This window comes from Bacillus sp. EB600, from assembly GCF_024494385.1.
In the GTDB taxonomy this organism is placed as follows: domain Bacteria; phylum Bacillota; class Bacilli; order Bacillales; family Cytobacillaceae; genus JAEVLT01.
The window spans coordinates 303,897-322,320 of record NZ_JAEVLT010000002.1 but is presented as its reverse complement, the minus strand read 5'-3'; the positions used below and the strand labels follow the sequence as shown (position 1 = coordinate 322,320).

At 39.6% G+C, this 18,424-nt stretch carries 17 protein-coding genes and 2 riboswitches; of the genes, 9 read left to right on the top strand and 8 right to left on the bottom strand.

Annotation, left to right across the window (positions count from 1 at the left end):
- Window positions 1-23: 23 nt before the first annotated feature.
- The 3 genes from JN080_RS04240 (at window position 24) to purU (ending at window position 3,170) form a co-directional block, all read left to right on the top strand.
- Window positions 24-329, top strand: coding sequence for an iron-sulfur cluster biosynthesis family protein (locus JN080_RS04240; protein WP_256234664.1), 306 nt, complete (start codon window positions 24-26; stop codon window positions 327-329).
- A 36-nt stretch (window positions 330-365) separates the two neighbouring features.
- Window positions 366-467, top strand: a riboswitch (glycine riboswitch).
- 269 nt (window positions 468-736) lie between these two features.
- Window positions 737-2,140, top strand: a complete 1,404-nt coding sequence (lpdA, locus tag JN080_RS04235) for a dihydrolipoyl dehydrogenase (RefSeq protein WP_256234663.1) — start codon at window positions 737-739, stop codon at window positions 2,138-2,140.
- Window positions 2,141-2,300: 160 nt separating this feature from the next.
- On the top strand, window positions 2,301-3,170 hold the full coding sequence (purU, locus tag JN080_RS04230; RefSeq protein ID WP_256234662.1) for a formyltetrahydrofolate deformylase: 870 nt from the start codon (window positions 2,301-2,303) through the stop codon (window positions 3,168-3,170).
- A gap of 228 nt (window positions 3,171-3,398) precedes the next feature.
- Here the strand turns inward: purU and JN080_RS04225 are convergent, their stop codons facing one another.
- Genes JN080_RS04225 through JN080_RS04215 form a run of 3 tightly spaced genes read right to left on the bottom strand, consistent with a single transcriptional unit; the run spans window position 3,399 to window position 6,016 of the window.
- Complete coding sequence (locus JN080_RS04225) at window positions 3,399-4,199, bottom strand: ABC transporter permease (protein ID WP_256234661.1); 801 nt, start codon at window positions 4,197-4,199, stop codon at window positions 3,399-3,401.
- Complete coding sequence (locus JN080_RS04220; protein WP_256234660.1) at window positions 4,186-4,956, bottom strand: ABC transporter ATP-binding protein; 771 nt, start codon at window positions 4,954-4,956, stop codon at window positions 4,186-4,188. The genes JN080_RS04225 and JN080_RS04220 overlap by 14 nt, the downstream gene beginning before the upstream one ends.
- 43 nt (window positions 4,957-4,999) lie before the next feature.
- Window positions 5,000-6,016, bottom strand: coding sequence for an ABC transporter substrate-binding protein (locus JN080_RS04215; protein ID WP_256234659.1), 1,017 nt, complete (start codon window positions 6,014-6,016; stop codon window positions 5,000-5,002).
- Between the two features lie 108 nt (window positions 6,017-6,124).
- Here JN080_RS04215 and JN080_RS04210 point away from each other — a divergent pair, with 108 nt between their 5' ends.
- Both JN080_RS04210 and JN080_RS04205 read left to right on the top strand, forming a co-directional pair.
- A complete protein-coding gene (locus JN080_RS04210; protein WP_256234658.1) occupies window positions 6,125-6,916 on the top strand; it encodes an alpha/beta hydrolase family protein in 792 nt (263 codons plus the stop codon).
- A gap of 33 nt (window positions 6,917-6,949) precedes the next feature.
- A complete protein-coding gene (locus JN080_RS04205) occupies window positions 6,950-7,192 on the top strand; it encodes a DUF2584 domain-containing protein (protein WP_256234657.1) in 243 nt (80 codons plus the stop codon).
- Window positions 7,193-7,263: 71 nt separating this feature from the next.
- Here JN080_RS04205 and pckA read toward each other — a convergent pair whose 3' ends face one another.
- A complete protein-coding gene (pckA, locus tag JN080_RS04200) occupies window positions 7,264-8,847 on the bottom strand; it encodes a phosphoenolpyruvate carboxykinase (ATP) (protein ID WP_256234656.1) in 1,584 nt (527 codons plus the stop codon).
- A gap of 248 nt (window positions 8,848-9,095) precedes the next feature.
- A riboswitch (SAM riboswitch) is annotated at window positions 9,096-9,231 on the top strand.
- A gap of 422 nt (window positions 9,232-9,653) precedes the next feature.
- Between pckA and metK the strand changes: the two genes are divergently transcribed.
- Together metK and asnB are read left to right on the top strand one after the other, a co-directional pair.
- On the top strand, window positions 9,654-10,853 hold the full coding sequence (gene metK / locus JN080_RS04195) for a methionine adenosyltransferase (protein WP_256234655.1): 1,200 nt from the start codon (window positions 9,654-9,656) through the stop codon (window positions 10,851-10,853).
- Window positions 10,854-11,090: 237 nt separating this feature from the next.
- Complete coding sequence (gene asnB, locus JN080_RS04190; RefSeq protein WP_256234654.1) at window positions 11,091-12,983, top strand: asparagine synthase (glutamine-hydrolyzing); 1,893 nt, start codon at window positions 11,091-11,093, stop codon at window positions 12,981-12,983.
- Here the strand turns inward: asnB and JN080_RS04185 are convergent.
- Together JN080_RS04185 and JN080_RS04180 are read right to left on the bottom strand one after the other, a co-directional pair.
- A complete protein-coding gene (locus JN080_RS04185; RefSeq protein WP_256234653.1) occupies window positions 12,980-13,852 on the bottom strand; it encodes a C39 family peptidase in 873 nt (290 codons plus the stop codon). The two genes, asnB and JN080_RS04185, sit on opposite strands and share 4 nt — an antisense overlap.
- A gap of 70 nt (window positions 13,853-13,922) precedes the next feature.
- Window positions 13,923-14,444 carry a gamma carbonic anhydrase gene (locus JN080_RS04180; RefSeq protein ID WP_256234652.1) on the bottom strand — a complete coding sequence of 174 codons (522 nt, stop codon included), beginning with the start codon at window positions 14,442-14,444 and terminating at the stop codon, window positions 13,923-13,925.
- Between the two features lie 181 nt (window positions 14,445-14,625).
- Here JN080_RS04180 and JN080_RS04175 point away from each other — a divergent pair, with 181 nt between their 5' ends.
- Together JN080_RS04175 and JN080_RS04170 are read left to right on the top strand one after the other, a co-directional pair.
- Window positions 14,626-15,429 carry an alpha/beta hydrolase gene (locus JN080_RS04175; RefSeq protein WP_256234651.1) on the top strand — a complete coding sequence of 268 codons (804 nt, stop codon included), beginning with the start codon at window positions 14,626-14,628 and terminating at the stop codon, window positions 15,427-15,429.
- A 43-nt stretch (window positions 15,430-15,472) separates the two neighbouring features.
- The gene (locus JN080_RS04170; RefSeq protein WP_256234706.1) at window positions 15,473-16,543 is read left to right on the top strand and encodes a tetraprenyl-beta-curcumene synthase family protein; all 1,071 of its coding nucleotides are present in this window, start codon (window positions 15,473-15,475) and stop codon (window positions 16,541-16,543) included.
- A 183-nt stretch (window positions 16,544-16,726) separates the two neighbouring features.
- On the opposite strand, the gene mnmM is transcribed toward JN080_RS04170, so the two are convergent.
- Window positions 16,727-17,299 (bottom strand): tRNA 5-(aminomethyl)-2-thiouridylate-methyltransferase MnmM, encoded by a 573-nt coding sequence (mnmM, locus tag JN080_RS04165; RefSeq protein ID WP_256234650.1) that lies wholly within the window; start codon window positions 17,297-17,299, stop codon window positions 16,727-16,729.
- Window positions 17,296-18,258, bottom strand: coding sequence for a tRNA modification radical SAM protein MnmL/YtqA (gene mnmL / locus JN080_RS04160; protein ID WP_256234649.1), 963 nt, complete (start codon window positions 18,256-18,258; stop codon window positions 17,296-17,298). The genes mnmM and mnmL overlap by 4 nt, the downstream gene beginning before the upstream one ends.
- Window positions 18,259-18,424: the final 166 nt, after the last annotated feature.

Here is an 18,424-nt window from a genome sequence, read left to right as displayed (position 1 = left end):
ACTTGCGAGAAAGAGAGGATTCCATGGTTATAACATTAACGGAGACAGCATTAACTAAGCTAAAAGCAATGGAATTGAGGGAAGGACAATTTCCCCGAATTGATGCCGAAGTAGCCGGTGGATGTGGAGTATCTGTAAAATTTTCGCTTATTTTTGATGAAGTAAGACGGAACGATACTGTTATTGAATTTGATGGAATCCAGTTCCGAATAGATTTCTTTACAAAACGTATGTTAGATGAAGAGACGCAAATTGATTATACAGATGAACTTGGCTTTCTCGTTGGAGAGAGTTTTACTTCAAGTGCATGTGCAATAGAAATAAATTAATTCTGATTATTCTGAAAATAACAAAAATAGCAGCGAATGACGGTTGTGGGAGAGTGCATTTTTCACGCCACCGAAGGAGCAAGTTCCAAAAAGACCCTTGGAACAAATCTCTCAGGTAGATGGAACCACAACTGGACGCAACTCTGGAGAGCGCGTATACATATATGCCACCAAAGGGGAAGGTTCTCATTATAAATGGAACTAAACTCTCAGGTAAAAGGACAGAGAAGGGTAAAAGCAAGCTTTAGCTGCCCTTCCCTGTCCTTTTTTGCGCAAAAAAATAATGGTCTCTATCAGTTTTCTTGGAAATGAAATCTGAAGTGATTAAGAGATTAAGATTAATCTTCCGGCTTTAAAACATAAAGGGTAGCTTGAGTAATATTTCAATATGAAAGGGAGATACAGAGATGACAAAAGAATATGACGTTGTTATTATCGGTGGTGGACCAGGAGGATATGTTGCTGCTATTCGCGGATCTCAATTAGGTCTCAAAGTGGCGGTTGTTGAAAAAAGTAAAGTCGGTGGTACTTGCCTTCATGCCGGATGTATCCCGACTAAGGCCTTATTAAGAAGTGCGGAAGTGTATGTTCAAACAAAAATTGCAGATCGGTTTGGTGTAATTGCCTCCCCAGAAATAGGACTTGATTTCTCGAAAGCACAGAATCGGAAAGAAGAAATTAAGGACCGCCTATTTAAAGGAATCCAACATTTAATGCAAAAAGGAAAAATCGATGTTTATGATGGGAAAGGCAGCATTTTGGAGACAAAAGATGTCTTAATAGAATTGAATAATGGTGAAGGGGAAATCATTTTAAGTCCCCGGAATATTTTAATTGCTACAGGATCAAGACCAAGAACACTCCCTGGATTGGATGTAGATGAGAAGTATGTGATGACCTCAGATGAATCACTCGAAATGGTGGAACTTCCAAATTCGATTATCATTGTTGGCGGAGGAGTGATTGGAATAGAATGGGCATCAATGCTCGTGGACTTCGGATTACAAGTTACAGTAATTGAATATGCAGATCGGATTTTACCGACAGAAGATCAAGATGTTTCAAAGGAAATTCAGCGTTTACTAAAGAAAAAGGGCGTTAAAATCGTCACAGGGGCAAAGGTGCTTCCGGAAACGCTTGAAAAAGGTGAGGGTGTTTCGGTTAAGGCAGAGCATAAAGGGAAAGAAACGTCGTTTTCTGCAGATAAACTTTTGGTATCGGTAGGGCGATCACCAAATACCGAAGGAATTGGGCTTGAAAAAACGTCAGTTGAATTGAATGGTATTTTTATTAAAACCAATGAGCATTATCAAACAAATGAACCGAATATTTATGCAATCGGCGATGTCATTGGCGGCTTGCAGCTTGCCCATGTTGCCTCACATGAAGGAATCATTGCCATTGAACACATCGCAGGGGAAAATCCTGGTGTACTTGATTCTTCACTTGTTCCAAAATGTGTATACTGTAGTCCTGAAGTAGCAAGTATTGGACTCACAGAAGATCAAGCAAAAGAGAAAGGCTATCAAGTAAAAACGGGTAAATTCTCATTCCGTGGAATCGGAAAAGCTCTCGTTTATGGTGATTCAGACGGATTTGTGAAACTTGTTGTTGAAGAAGGAACGAATAAGCTACTAGGAGCGCATATGGTCGGTCCGCATGTAACGGATATGATTACGGAAGTTGGCTTAGCCAGTGTATTGAATGCAACTGCAATGGATATCGCCCATACGATTCATCCACACCCAACATTAACAGAAGCGATTGGTGAAGCGGCATTAGCCGTAGATGGAAAGGCTATTCATGCATAAGAAGATCACTTTAGGATTGATTGGATTACAAAAAATAGGAATAAGTATTTAAGAGGTTTCAGAGGGTTCTCCTGCATTAACCTTTAAATCAATCAAATTATTAGCCCTTCTATTCAATTAGCTTTACATAAAATATACGACTAAGGATGGTGGAAGAGCAATGATTACAAAAGTAAAGCAGAACCGTGCAAAATTATTAATTTCTTGTCCGGAAAAGCCGGGTATCATCTCGACAGTAACGAATTTTTTATTAGAACACAAAGCCAATATTGTACATTTTGACCAGCATACAACAGATCCGCACGCAGGTGTATTTTTTATGCGGATCGAGTTTGATATGGAAGAATTTGATGCTTCATTTGAAAAGCTTGAACAAGATCTGCATGTTATGGGACGGGACTATTCTTTGGATTGGCAGTTGACCAGTAATGAAAAAAGGAAGCGAATGGCCATCTTTGTTTCCAAAGCAGACCATTGTCTCAATGAGTTGCTTTGGCGGTGGAAATCCAAGGAAATACAGGTGGAAATCCCGATGGTTATTAGTAATCATCTCGATTTAAAAGAAACTGTTGAAGGGTACGGTATTCCTTATTATCATATCCCAATGTCTCATGATTCGAAAGAAGAGGCAGAACAGAAAGTGTTAGAGCTTTTGGAAGGGAAAGTAGATTTTATTGTGCTTGCAAGGTATATGCAAATTCTTTCCCCCAATTTTATTTCTCGTTATCCCAATCAAATTATTAACATCCATCACTCTTTCTTACCGGCATTTGTTGGGGCAAATCCTTATGTGAGAGCGTTTAATCGGGGTGTAAAGTTAATCGGGGCAACTGCCCACTATGTAACGAATGATCTCGATGAAGGACCGATTATTGAACAAGATGTACAACGGATTAATCATCGCTATGCAGCAGAAGATTTAAAGACTGCCGGACGTCATGTGGAAAAGAGGGTTCTTGCCGAAGCGGTTTCGTGGCATGTTGAAGATAAAGTTCTTGTTCATGGTAATAAAACAATTGTCTTTGCATGAGTTGTTTTGCTAGGCAAGACAAGCTTTTTCCTTAAAGAAATAAAATGAAAAGATAAAAAGGCAGCTAATTACTTTTTTTCAAAGTACATAGCTGCTTTTTTGATACAGGTTATTCGACTTCTTGAAAAAATGACCTAAGAAACAGAATTTATGAAAGAGCAAGTCATCCGGAAATTAATAAAAAGATTCGATTTTACCGAAAAACTAAAAAGAATAGCGTCATTAGCGCTATTCTTTTATTAGTTTTTTCTCAATAAAATCAACGAGCTGGTACATAATAGTCGCTAAGACAGCGATGACAAGCAGTGATAGCATGACTAATGTAAAATTAAACACCTGGAAGCCGTAAATAATCATATATCCAAGACCTTTAGATGAAACAAGATATTCTCCGACAATTACTCCTACCCATGATAACCCGACATTAACCTTTAAGGTCGAGATAATCGTCGGAAAACTGGCAGGCAGGATGGCTTCTTTAAAGCATTGCAGTCGGGTAGCACCAAATGTCTGCATTACTTTGATGTAGTTGGGGTCTACTTCGCGAAAGGATGTATAAATTACGATCGTTGTCACAATAACGGAAATAATAATACCCATTGAAACAATAGAAGTGTAGCCAGGACCTAAAGCAACAATTAAAATCGGACCAAGGGCAACCTTTGGCAATGCGTTTAAAATTACGAGATAGGGATCAAGAACTTTTGAGATCATCGGGGACCACCATAGGATTGCCGCTAAAATGGTACCTAGTAATGTCCCTAATATAAAGCCAAGGACAGTTTCTGTTAAGGTTACACTGGTGCTTTCCAGCAGTGTTCCATCTTGTGCTTTTTCCAAAAATAACAGCCATATTTTTGAAGGTGAACTGAAAATGAGCGGATCGACCCAATGAAGTCTGCTAGCGACTTCCCAGCCAATAAAAAATAATAAAAAAATTAAAACTTGATAAAATCGCACCCATCTTTTTTCAATTTTTATGGAACGTAGATATTCTTGATGCAGGTGTTTTACTTTATGTTGATTCAAGGGATTCCAGCTCCTTCCAAATTGTTTGAAAAAGGGTGGAATACAATTCGTGGTTTCGGGCCTTAAAAGGAGATTCCTTTCTTAGCGCATCGGGAATTTGAAAAGTACGATAAAGCCTGCCTGGCCTTGCTGAAAATAAAAATACCCGATCACTCATCGCAAGGGCTTCACCGATATCATGTGTAACAAGAATGGCCGTTTTTTTAAACTCTTTTAATGTCTTGGAGACTAAATCCTCCAATTTTAACTTAGTTTGATAATCAAGTGCTGAAAAAGGTTCGTCAAGCATTAATATCTTTGGCTCTGTTGCTAATGTTCTTACAAGTGCAGCACGCTGCCGCATTCCACCGGAAAGCTGCTTTGGCAGTTGGTTCTCCACGCCGTTTAGACCAATTTGCTTTAAAAGCTGTAATGCTGCTGATTTCGTTTTCTCATTAAGCTGTTTTGATAATTTCAATCCCAAAAGGACGTTTTCTTCAATTGTTTTCCAAGGAAACAGGTAGTCTTGCTGAAGCATATAGCCAATATCATTCTTTTTCGAAGACAGAGGTTTATTTTCCAGAAGAACGGTTCCTTGGGTTGGTTTCAGTAACCCGGCAATAATGGACAGAAGGGTCGTTTTTCCACAGCCGCTAGGGCCGAGAAAGGAAACAAATTCTCCTTCCTCAATTTTTAGTGAGACATTGGAGAGGGCCGTGGTCGTAGAGGCTTTTGTAAAATAGGTATGTTGGATTTCATTGATGGTCAACAAACTCATTGGACCGCCTCCTTTAGACTTTACTTTTGGATCTCAAAGTTTTTTACTTTTGAATGACAGACTCAGCGATACTCGTATTCACAAGGGTTTTATAGTCTACTTGTTTTGGAAGTTCTCCAGCTTCTTTCATAATAGTTTGGAGGTTATTCCATTCTTTTTGATCAAGAATTGGATTGGTTGCATACGATCCTTGTGTTTTATAACGGTCAACAACTGTTTCCATAATACCCATATCCGTGTCAGGAAAATACGGCTGAATGGCTTGAGCTGTCTCTTTAGCAGAATGAGAGTCCACCCATTGCTGAGCCCGATAGATTGCTTTTGTGAATTTTTTGACAGTTGCAGGATTTTTTTTCATATAGCTTTGTTTTGCCATAAAGGTAGTATAGGGGACATGCCCAGATTCTGTTCCAAAGGAAGCGACGATATAGCCTTTTCCTTCCTTTTCAAATATGCTGGCAGTTGGTTCAAATAATTGGACAAAGTCACCTGTTCCAGAAGCAAACGCACTTGAAATGTTAGCAAAATCAACATTTTGAATTAAGTTTAAGTCTTGGTGCGGATCAATCCCATGTTGTTTGAGAACATATTCACCAACCATTTGCGGCATTCCGCCTTTTCGTTGTCCTAGAAAGGTTGTGCCTTTTAATAGCTCCCATGAAAAATGATCAATTTTCTTTCTTGAAACAAGGAATGTACCATCTGTTTGGGTTAACTGAGCAAAATTGATAACTGGGTCACCGGAGCCTTGTGCATAAACATAGATTGATGTTTCTGAACCAACGAGTCCGATATCAGCACCTCCAGAAAGCAGGGCGGTCATCGTTTTATCACCACCAGCAGTAGTCGTAAGGCTAACGTCTAATCCTTCATCTTTAAAAAAACCTTTGGATAATGCAACATATTCAGGTGCATAGAAAATCGAACGGGTTACCTCAGCAATGCGGACTTTTTCATGCTGTTTTTTGGGTGGTTGACTAGTATTACTGCAGGCTGCTAATGAAAAGATAAGAATAGCGGAGAAGAAAATGGAAACACTGAGTTTTAACAATTTTTTCATGTAATGGAACCTCCTCAATCTGGGCTGTTTTTTACCTAAAATATCGTATGAAGGGGAAGAAAATGTGTGAATGCCCAATTGTAAAAAGTAAAAGGAGAGGGTGTAATAATGGACGAGAATGGTAAAGTAGTCGCATCACACAGATTACCATCTCCGAATCCGAATGTAGAATTAACGCTGGTTACCTATTTTTCAAATGGGTTGCGCGTAAAGGGTCTGCTTGCTGAACCAAAGCATCAAAAAACAAAGGATGCCTTTCTTTATTTAAGAGGTGGGATTAAAAGCGTGGGGATGGTCCGTCCGGCAAGGATAGCGCAGTTTGCTGCAGAGGGATTTATTGTGTTTGCTCCCTTTTATCGAGGCAACCAAGGTGGAGAAGGAAATGAAGATTTTGGCGGAGAAGACAGGGAAGATGCGTTTGCAGCATTAATTCTGTTGAAATCACTTCCCACTGTAAAAAACATTCATGTTTTTGGTTTTTCCCGCGGAGGTGTAATGGCTTTATGGACAGCAATCAACTTTCCTGACATAACAAGCGTTGTGACTTGGGGAGGTGTTAGTGATATGTCGTTAACATACATGGAACGGCAGGACTTAAGAAGAATGATGAAGAGGGTCATTGGCGGAACTCCTACTAGATATCCTGAAAAGTATCACAAGCGCACGCCACTTTATCAAGTAGAAAAAATCACTGCACCCGTATTGATCATCCATGGAGTAAAGGATCAAAATGTTACTGTACAACATGCCTATCTGCTTGAAAATCGGCTTAAGGCATTACATAAACCTGTTGAAAGCTGGTATTTTCATGATTTTAATCACTATTTTCCACCACTTGTCAATCGAAGAATCGTCACAGATTTAACGAGATGGATGAAATCGCAGAGTGAAAAGTGTTAAAATAGAGTTAAAATAATAAGAGGAGCGATGCGAATGGGAATGCCTCTTGAATTAAATACTATGATTGTGACGAAAGGCCGAGAAAAAAGGCTGGAGGAAAATCTTTTTTTATTAGAGAAGAAAGGATATCGATTATATCCAATCGATATCCCCGTGGATGTAAGAAAAGAAATTGAGGGCGATTCAAACGGAACAGGGATGATTAAAAAGGTTGAATGGCAAAATCAAGCAACGTTTATAACCTATGAATTAGTTTCATTGAATTCAACAAATTAATGAGTGGAATAAATAAAAACCTTATCAGCAATGATAAGGTTTTTATTTATAGTATCAGGGAACTTCCGCATTTATTTTAACGGTGCACCTTTTTCAGCAATTTCAGCTGAAACGTCAGCGAACTTTTTGAAGTTTTCACGGAACTTGGCAGCAAGTTCTTTTGCTTTTGCTTCATAAGCGTTCTTGTCAGCCCAAGTTTTTTGCGGTTGCAGTACTTCATCAGGAACACCTGCAACATGAACAGGGATATTTAAACCAAAAATTTCATCTTTAACAGTTTCAACGTTGTTCAATTCACCTTCGAGTGCAGCTTGAACCATTGCCCTTGTATAGGAAAGTTTCATCCGGTTGCCGATCCCATATTCACCGCCAGTCCAGCCTGTATTAACAAGGAATACATTGGCATTATGCTCTAGTACTTTTTGGCCAAGCATTTCTGCATAGCGAGTTGCAGGAAGCGGCAGGAATGGCGCTCCGAAACAGGTAGAAAAAGTTGCTTCTGGAGATGTAACTCCGCGCTCTGTTCCGGCTAGCTTGGATGTATAACCACTTAAGAAGTGGTACATGGCTTGCTCTCTTGATAATTTTGAGATTGGAGGCAAAACTCCAAATGCGTCTGCAGTTAAGAATACAACAGTGTTTGGGTGGCCGGCAACACTAGGCTGAACAATATTATCGAGTGCTTCCAAAGGATAGGCAGCCCGAGTATTTTCAGTCAATGCACTATCATCATAATTCGCTAGTCTAGTAGTAGGGTCGATAACTACATTTTCAAGGACGGTACCGAATTTAATCGCATCAAAAATTTGTGGTTCCTTTTCACGGGAAAGGTTAATTGTTTTCGCGTAGCAGCCACCTTCAATATTAAAGACCCCGTGCTGGGACCAGCCATGCTCATCGTCACCAATTAAACGGCGGTTTGGATCTGCCGAGAGTGTTGTTTTTCCTGTTCCGGAAAGACCGAAGAAAAGGGCAACATCGCCTTCAGCACCTACATTTGAAGAGCAATGCATGGATAAAATATTGTTTTCCGGAAGTAAGAAATTCATAACGGAGAAAATCGATTTCTTCATTTCACCTGCATATTCTGTTCCACCGATTAAAACTGTTTTTCTTTCAAAAGAAATCAGAATAAATGTCTCAGATTTCGTACCATCAACACTTGGATCAGCTTTAAAGTTCGGAGCACAAATAACAGTGAATTCCGGTTTATGGGTACTGAGTTCTTCGTCAGTAGGGCGGATAAATAATTGATGAACAAAAAGATTATGCCATGCGTATTCATTAATAACTTGAATAGGCAATTGGGATTTCTTATCTGCTCCAGCAAAACCATTAAAAACAAAGATTTCCTCTTTTTGATCTAAATAAGCAAGAACTTTGTCATATAGTCTTGAAAATGATTCTTGCGAGATCGGCTGGTTCGTTCCCCAACCAATTTTATCCTTTGTTGACGGTTCCTCAACAATAAATTTATCTTGCGGGGAGCGACCCGTATATTTACCTGTTGAAACTCGTATTGCACCTGTTGAAGTTAAGGTTGCTTCCTTCCGGCTTAAAACCTTTTCGACTAATTGTGGAACTGACAATTGGATATGGACATTTTCCTTTGCAAGTAAACCATTTAGCACATTTTCAGTATGCGTGGAGTTCATTTAATGAATACCATCCTTTACAATGATTTTAATGTTGTAACATTTTACAAATAGTATAGCACATTAAAATGATTAGTCTATACTAATTATGAAAATTTCTGTAAATTAATTAGAATTTCATGAATACCGAAAATTAGCTTATTTAAAGGTAGAAAAAAATGAATGATCCCCTTTTTTCATGATTATTCTGCAAAAGTGGTTGACATTGGTTACTAGGGTACGGTATGATTTTAATTTGAACGGATACTCTCTTATCCCGAGCTGGTGGAGGGACAGGCCCTATGAAACCCAGCAACCTGCTATATGAGAAGAACGACCTCTTTCCAGGTCTTTTTCCTAGCGAGGTGCTAATCTGAAGCAAGGCTTGACCTTGAACGATAAGAGTGAAAGGCGCGCAAAATTTGCTATCAACCTTTCCTCACAATGGAAAGGTTTTTTGTTGTCTAGGAAATTATAAAATAATAACCTGTTGATAACTTTGAATGAAGTTAATTTACATCTTGCTTCAGCGCCCAGCGACTAGTGTACTTCGCCCACCTCCCTGAGATAAGTCAAGCACGAATCGCTAACGCTCTTCGTGTTTCCTTTATCTCAGTCGGTGTGCTCCAGTCCTGTCGTGCGCTAAACAGGTGCTTGCGCTTTCGTTCTTTTGTATAAGCCTTTTAATGATAAGAGTTTCTAATAAAAATCCTTTGTTTATTTCATACTATAAAGGGAATGAGTTCCGTATCAATATCTGAGGTTCAAGAAGTATACCTGTAACCTTCAGGAACCTCGATTATCTCATAAATATAGGAGGAATTCAGTTGTCAGCAAAACGTCGTTTGTTCACTTCTGAATCAGTCACTGAAGGTCATCCGGATAAGATTTGTGACCAAATTTCTGATTCCATTTTAGATGCAATTTTAGCGAAAGATCCCAATGCACGTGTTGCTGCAGAAACTTCAGTAACAACTGGCCTAGTGCTTGTAGCAGGTGAAATCACAACATCTATTTACGTAGATATTCCAAAAATTGTTCGTAAAACCATTAAAGGTATCGGGTACAATCGTGCTAAATATGGCTTTGACTCTGAGACTTGTGCTGTATTAACCTCCATTGATGAGCAATCTCCGGATATAGCAATGGGTGTAAACCAGGCACTTGAAGCACGTGAAGGGCAAATGACTGATGAAGAAATTGAAGCGATTGGTGCAGGAGACCAAGGTTTAATGTTCGGCTTTGCCTGTAACGAAACAAAAGAACTTATGCCGCTGCCTATCTCACTTGCTCATAAGCTTGCCCGTCGTTTAACAGAGGTTCGTAAAGAAGAAATCCTTCCTTATCTTCGTCCAGACGGAAAAACACAAGTAACAGTCGAATATGACGAAAATGACAAACCGGTAAGAATTGATACAATTGTGATTTCAACGCAGCATCACCCAGAAATCGCGTTAGAGCAAATTCAACGTCATGTGAAAGAACATGTTATTAAACCAGTTGTTCCAAAAGAACTAATCGATGAAAATACAAAATATTTCATTAATCCTACCGGCCGTTTTGTGATTGGTGGTCCACAAGGGGATGCAGGCTTAACAGGCCGTAAGATTATCGTTGATACATACGGTGGATATGCCCGTCATGGCGGAGGCGCATTCTCCGGAAAGGACCCTACGAAAGTAGACCGTTCGGCAGCATATGCTGCACGTTATGTTGCTAAAAATATCGTAGCGGCAGGACTAGCAGAGAAAGTTGAAGTACAACTTGCTTATGCCATTGGTGTTGCTAAGCCTGTATCCATTTCCGTTGATACTTTTGGCACAGGTAAAGTCAGTGAAGAAGTATTGGTTGATTTAGTAGGTAAAAACTTTGACCTTCGCCCAGCAGGGATTATTAAGATGTTGGATCTGCGACGTCCAATTTACAAACAAACTGCAGCATACGGACACTTTGGCCGTACAGATGTAGATCTTCCTTGGGAACGGACAGACAAAGCAAATGATTTAAAAGCACAAGCTGGTCTTTAATAGAATGAAACAGCGGGAGTTGCAGCCTAATGTAACTCCTGTTTTTTTGTCTAAGGCTTCATCCCTAGTTTATATGTATATGTATAGGTAAAACTTAATAGTACGTGAATTTTCCTATCATTACAGGTGCAATTTTTTTATGATTAGTGGTAGTATGAGAGAGTATTTATTTTCGACTTGTGTATTCCTTTGCTAAGGAAAAGGAAAGATTTAGAAATGGAGTAGGTGAGGTACATAATGTGCGGTTTTATTGGCTGTGTACACGAAAAAGCACAAAATTATCGTGATGATCAAATACAGCAATTTAAAAATATGAATGATCTGATTACCCATCGCGGACCAGATGATGAAGGCTTTCATTATGATGACCATATCCAATTTGGTTTCCGGCGGTTAGCCATTATTGATATCGAAAGCGGGCATCAGCCGCTCACATACGAGAATGATCGTTATTGGATCATATTTAATGGTGAAGTCTACAACTATATCGAACTACGTGAAGAACTTCGCAAAGAAGGTTTAACGTTTGCGACAAATTCAGATACGGAAGTCATTGTAGCCTTATACAGTCACTTAAAAGAAAAAGCAGTGGAAAAATTACGCGGAATGTTTTCGTTTGTTATTTGGGATAAACAAGAAAAGACAGTCTTTGGAGCAAGGGATCATTTTGGAATCAAACCACTCTTTTATTTCGAAGACGATGATCGCATCTTCTTTGCTTCTGAGAAAAAAAGCATTTTGCTTGCGCTTGAGAATGATGTGTTAAATTATGATGCCCTGCAATATTATTTTACCTATCAGTTTGTTCCTGAACCATTGACAATGTCGGAAGGCATTAAAAAGCTTGAACCGGGGAACTACTTTATTAAAAAAATAGGAAAAAAGATGGAAACTCACCAGTACTGGCGGGCAACATTTAAGCCGATAGACAAAGCAGAAGCAGATTTTATCAAAGAAATCAGGGACGTTTTATTTGATTCAGTAAAAATGCATATGCGCAGTGATGTTCCAGTTGGCGCCTTCCTTTCCGGCGGAATCGACTCGTCGATTATCGCTTCGATTGCTAGAGAATTTCATCCAGCGATTCAAACTTTTTCGGTTGGTTTTGAACGGGAAGGTTATAGCGAAATTGATGTGGCCAAGGAAACTGCTGAAAAAATTGGTGTTGAGAATATTAGCTATATGATTACTCCGGAAGAATTCATGCAGGAATTTCCAAGAATTATGTGGATGGTCGATGATCCGCTGGCCGACCCGGCCATCGTGCCGCATTATTTCGTTGCCCGCGAGGCAAGGAAACATGTCAAAGTTGTCCTTTCAGGGGAAGGATCCGATGAACTGTTTGGCGGTTATAATATCTACCATGAGCCCCAGTCGTTGGAAGTATTCGACCGTATACCAAAGGCGGGTAAAGCCCTTTTGAAAACAATTTCAGCCATGATGCCGGAAGGAATGAAAGGTAAAAGCTTTATCGAGCGCGGCGTCACACCTATTGAAAAACGCTATATAGGAAACGCCAAGATGTTCAGTGAAGCGGAAAAGCGGGAATTATTAAATAATTATCGCGAAGGACTGGATTATACCAATATCACGAAACCATTATATGATGAAAGTAAAGGCTATAACCCGGTTGACCGGATGCAGTTTATTGATATGCATACCTGGCTGAACGGTGACATTTTGCTGAACGCCGACCGGGTGACGATGGCTCATTCCTTAGAACTGCGCGTTCCATTCCTGGACAAAGAGGTATTCGAAGTTGCCTCAAGAATACCGGCAAGTTTAAAGGTCACAAATGGAACGACAAAATACATTCTCAGGAAAGCGGCTGAAGGCATTGTTCCTGACCATGTCTTAAACCGCAAAAAGCTTGGTTTCCCTGTTCCGATCCGTCTTTGGTTAAAGGATGAGATGAACGATTGGGCAAAAAAAATAATCCGCGAAAGCAATACGGATCAATTAATCAATAAGGCCTATGTATTGAAACTGCTTGAAGACCATTGCCAGGGTAAGCACGACAACAGCCGAAAGATTTGGACCGTTCTTGCCTTTATGGTTTGGCACCAGGTCTATATGGAAGGGAAGTACTCCTTCCAAACAGAGAAAAAATTACAACCAATGAAAAACTAAGGGAGATAGGTAATGGCCTGACTTCCCATTTGCACCCAGGATTCTTTAAAATCCGTTATGGGTGCTTTTTTATTTTTCGCTCCTGTTAATGGGTCGTTAAAGTAGATATACTGTTGATCATAGCCTGTTAATAAAACTGAGTGTTCCTTATAAGTGATTTTTACTGTAGCTGTTGGCGTATTCCATGTTTGGAACATGTTGTCATCAAGCTTTTTGTACAAGGTGTTTGTAATTACCCAGATCGGACGGCCATCTGAGAGATGAATTTTTAATTCATTAAAGTCTGAATTCGTTAAATCCTTTATTCTTCCAGGTAAGTAGTTTTCTGCAAGCTTGGCTATTGGTTCGTGGTAAACTCCGTAGCCAGGTTCTTTAAAAGTGTATATACTGCCAACAAATCCATTGTCAGGATTTCCAAAATAAATTTGTCCGTTGGAAACAGTTTTTGGGGTAGGATCTTTTTTGATTTTAGCCGCGAGCTCCATTTTGTCGACATTTTTACCAGCCTGATTTAGAAGCATCGCTAAACTTGTAACCTCACAGCCGCGCGGAAGCTCTGGAAATTGGGCAACGACAGGTGCATCGAGGAGAACTTGATCTTTAATTGGTACATTCTGCAAATTTAGCTGCTCTTCGAGAAAACTAGTTGTCGTGACAACGGGAGAATGAAACCAGCTTTTTATCGAGGTTACAGCCATTGCCACATGCTCAGTTTTTGCACTATCTAAGATAAAACCAGCAAGAAGAATGAGAAAGATAAAAAAGAACAAAAATGTTGATTTAAAGGTACGTACCGCCTTCTTCAGCAACCATAAAAGAAGAAACAGCACGATCAAAAGGACGATGATTTGTGGATATAAAGAATTCATAAAACCACCTAATTATTTTTTCTTGGAGTCAATCATGATGTGAATGTTAATAATAGGAAAGAATAAGTAATTACTTATTCTTTCCTTGCAGTGACTTATAATAATTTCCTTTTTCGGCGTATTCTCTAGAGATACGCTGCATATCTTGAATATCTTCAGGTGTTAACTCTCTAATTACTTTGGCTGGTCTGCCAAAGGCTAAAGTATTAGGCGGGATTTTCTTACCTTGCGGGACAAGACTTCCAGCCCCGATAAAGGCACCTTCGCCGATTTCAGCTTGATCGAGAATAATCGAGCCCATGCCAATCAGGGCATTCTTTCTAATGATACAACTATGTAAAATTACCTGATGGCCAATGGTAACTCCATCTTCCAAAATAAGCGGATTATTTGGGCTTTGGTGAAGGACACTATTGTCTTGAACATTTACCTTTTTGCCAATAATAGTAGGGGCAACATCGCCTCTAATGGAAGTGTTAAACCATATCCCAGAGTCTTCACCGATTTCAACATCACCTGTAATGGTGACATAATCTGCAATAAATGCAGAGTCAGCAATTTTAGGATACTTGCCTTTGAATGGATAGATCAATTTTTTTCACTCCTTTCTAGTTCCATTCTATCGAATGATCATTGTTTGTTGAAAGCTTTTTGCATAAAGTTTTATTCTTTTTTGTGATATAGTACCTTTATTGCAGGTATTATAAATAGATTTCGAAATATTTTATTTACAATTATTCTACGTTATTCTTGGTGATTTAGGAGGAGGAAATATGTGGAAATGGGAAGCGGAAGGAGAAGCAAAAGCGGTGATTGTGATGGTGCATGGTGCGATGGAGCATCATCGCCGCTACGGCTGGCTAATCGAAATGTGGCGTACATCGGGCTTTCATATCATCATGGCTGATCTTCCCGGCCAAGGCATGACAACCCGGTCTCGCCGGGGGCATATTGATTCCTTCGACGAATACATATTTGAAGTAAAAGATTGGGTCCAGGCTGCCTACCGTTATGAATTGCCTGTGTTTTTATTGGGACATAGTATGGGCGGACTAGTCTCGATTCGACTATTACAGGAAGAAAGATTAAACATAGCTGGAGTTATTTTGTCCTCTCCATGTCTTGGCCTGATAAAAACACCGTCTAAATTGGTAAATTCCCTCTCATATTTACTAAATATGATTTATCCTACTTTACGTCTTAATTCTGGACTGACGGTTGAAATGGCGACGAGAAACCTAGATGTTCGTGAGGCAGACGTTAATGATACTTTGTATATTACAAAGGTCTCCGTCAGGTGGTATCGGGAATTAGCCGCTGCGATGAAGCTTGCGTTTGAAAAAATCAGTGAAATCCAGGATGTGCCTATGCTCGTCATGCAAGCCGGCGACGATAAGATTGTTAATAAAAATACAGTTAAGGAATGGTTTAACGGCGTGCCATTATCGGAAAAAAGGTTTAAAGAATGGCAAAAGTGCTATCATGAAATTTTTAATGAGCCTGAACGGGAAGAAATTTTTGAATATGCAAAGGACTTTGTTTCAAGTCAATTAAAATCAATTGGCTATATCGTTTAAAAGAGGTGTCAGAATCGTGCTTTCGATTGCGCCAATCAACTTAATGTCAAAGGTATATCATAAAATTTTTCCTGCAGTTCATCACGAACTGGCGTATTGGAAGAAGAGGGCAGGTGAAATTCCGAATCCTGAGCTTAGAAGGCAGGCACTTGCGAGTATAGAACATAAAACGTTCCATTGCGAAGGAGGAGCCATTCTAGCCCTAATGGCAAATAACCAATTAAAAAAGGCAGTTAAATTTATTGTCGCCTATCAAACCATTAGTGACTATTTAGATAACTTATGTGATCGGAGCACTTCACTTGATCCAGATGATTTCTCTGCCCTTCATGAATCAATGCTGGATGCATTAACATTAAACCCGGAGCCAAAAAATTATTATCGACTGCGTCCAGATCAGGATGATGGCAATTATTTAAATGATTTAACTGAAACATGTCGGTCTGTATTATCCGAAGTAGATCATTATGATTTTATAAAAAGTTATTTGTTTGAGCTTTGTCAGTATTATTGTGATTTGCAGGTACATAAGCATGTTACTCCAGCAGAAAGGGTACCCCGTTTGAAAAACTGGTTTACTGTCTATCAACAGCAATTGCCCAAGATGGAGTGGTATGAATTTTCAGCATGCTCAGGTTCAACACTTGGTATATTTTGCCTTATTTCCTATGCGTTGAGGGCAGACTTTCAAAAAGAGGATGCCATTCACATTCGGAATGGGTACTTTCCTTATATTCAGGGCTTACATATTTTATTGGATTATTTGATTGATCAGGAGGAAGATAAAATTGGTGGGGATTTAAATTTTTGTTTTTATTACGAAAATCAAGAAGAACTGTTTAAACGTCTGAAGCACTTTGTGATAGAGGCAGACCGTCATACAGAGGATCTACCTAACAAGAAATTCCACCAGTTGATTAACCGCGGGTTGTTAGGTATTTATCTTTCTGATGAGAAGGTCCGCAAGCAAAAGAATGTCCGCAAGCTAGCCAAAGAAATCATTAAGACGGGTGGTTTAACAAGTTATTTCTTTTATGTTAACGGACGTGCCTATCGAACCTTTCAAAAATGGTTTCCAGCTGGCAAAGAACAGAAATCTTCACTTCAACAATAAAAAGGTGAAACTAGGCCGATAGCCTAGTTACGTCTAGCTACAGCGCCCAGCGACTAGTGTACTTCGCCCACCTCCCTACGATAAGTCAAGCACGAATGCGCTAACGCTCTTCGTGTTTCCTTTATCTCAGTCGGTGTGCTCCAGTCCTGTCGTGCGCTAAACGGGCGCTTCCGCTTTTGTACTTCACCTTTTTTCAATCGCCACAATAAATGGCGGGCTATTTTTTTGATTAATAAATTGGTATTGCAAAACATGGAAATCATTTTGATCGAGCTGTTCACAATACTGAAGCAATTGATCACGTTCCGTTGCCCCTCCAGGGTGACCGTGATAAATAACCAAAACGATAATTCCTTCGGGTGCCATAATTGTTAACAGCTGCTCTACAGCTGCAATGGTCGTGTTCGGTTTTGTAACAATGCTTTTATCACTTCCTGGCAAATAGCCAAGATTAAAAACAGCGCCTGTAATTTTCCCATGTTCCTCTTGCGGTATGCAATGACCAAGATTTTCATGACCCTGGTGAAAAAGAGTAACCCGGTTTGATAGTCCATGGCTGCTTATCCGTTCCGCTGATGCTGTAACAGCCTCTAGCTGAACATCAAACCCGTAAACCCGACCGGTTTCGCCGACAAGGTTTGCGAGGAATAACGTGTCGTGCCCATTTCCTACTGTAGCATCGACAACAGTATCACCAATAGTAACGGCTTTTTCGAGTAAGCTTTGTGCAAATGAAGGGATTTTTTCAATCTTCATGATTGTTTTCCATCTTTATTGTAAAACTTCCCCTGATAACTGTCTCTTCGCTTAAGCTCATCATCAATCGCATTTAGAACTTCCCATTTATTAACACTCCACATTGGGCCGATCATGAGATCAATTGGTCCATCACCAGTAATTCGGTGGACAACCATTTCGGGGGGGATAATCTCCAATTGGTCGCAAACTAGGTTTACATAGTCTTCCTTCGAAAGGAAATCAACCATCCCTTTTTCGTATTGTTTTACCATCGGAGTTCCTTTTAACAGATGCAATAAGTGAATTTTTATACCCTGAACATCAAGCTTTGCCACTTCACGAGCGGTTTCCATCATCATGTCTTTCGTTTCAAGCGGGAGTCCATTGATGATGTGGGAACAAACACGGATTCCACGATTTCTAAGTTTATTGACTCCTTCAACATAACTTTTAAAATCATGGGCACGATTAATTAATAAGGCAGTTCGTTCATGAATTGTTTGCAGTCCAAGCTCAACCCATAAATATGTTCGTTCATTTAGTTCTGCCAAATAGTCAACTACATCATCTGGAAGGCAATCAGGACGAGTGGCAATGGACAGTCCAACGACATTCTCTTGGTTTAATACTGTTTCATACTTTTCGCGCAGAATTTCTACAGGCGCATGTGTATTCGTAAATGCCTGAAAGTAAGCCATATATTGGCCATCTTTCCATTTTGTGTGCATTTTTTCCTTAATATCCTGAAATTGTTTGACGAGATCATCCGCACGGTTTCCGGCATAATCCCCAGAGCCTGCTGCACTGCAAAACGTACAACCGCCATGAGCAACTGTGCCATCCCGATTCGGGCAATCAAAGCCGCCATCTAGAGCAATTTTAAATACCTTATGACCAAATTGCTGGCGTAGATGGTAATTCCATGTATGGTATCGCTTCTGATCTAAAGAATATGGGAAAGGGTTTGTCTGAATCATTTCAGCAACCTCCTTTGTTTTTTTTAAACTATTTTAAAAGAATAATCTGTTGATAACTTTGAATGAAGGCATAAATTAAATTTTATCACTAACTGACACTCAGTGGCAAACAATGGTTACATCCTCATTTGCCAGTAAATCTCAGTAAATTTGGAGTGATAGGAAA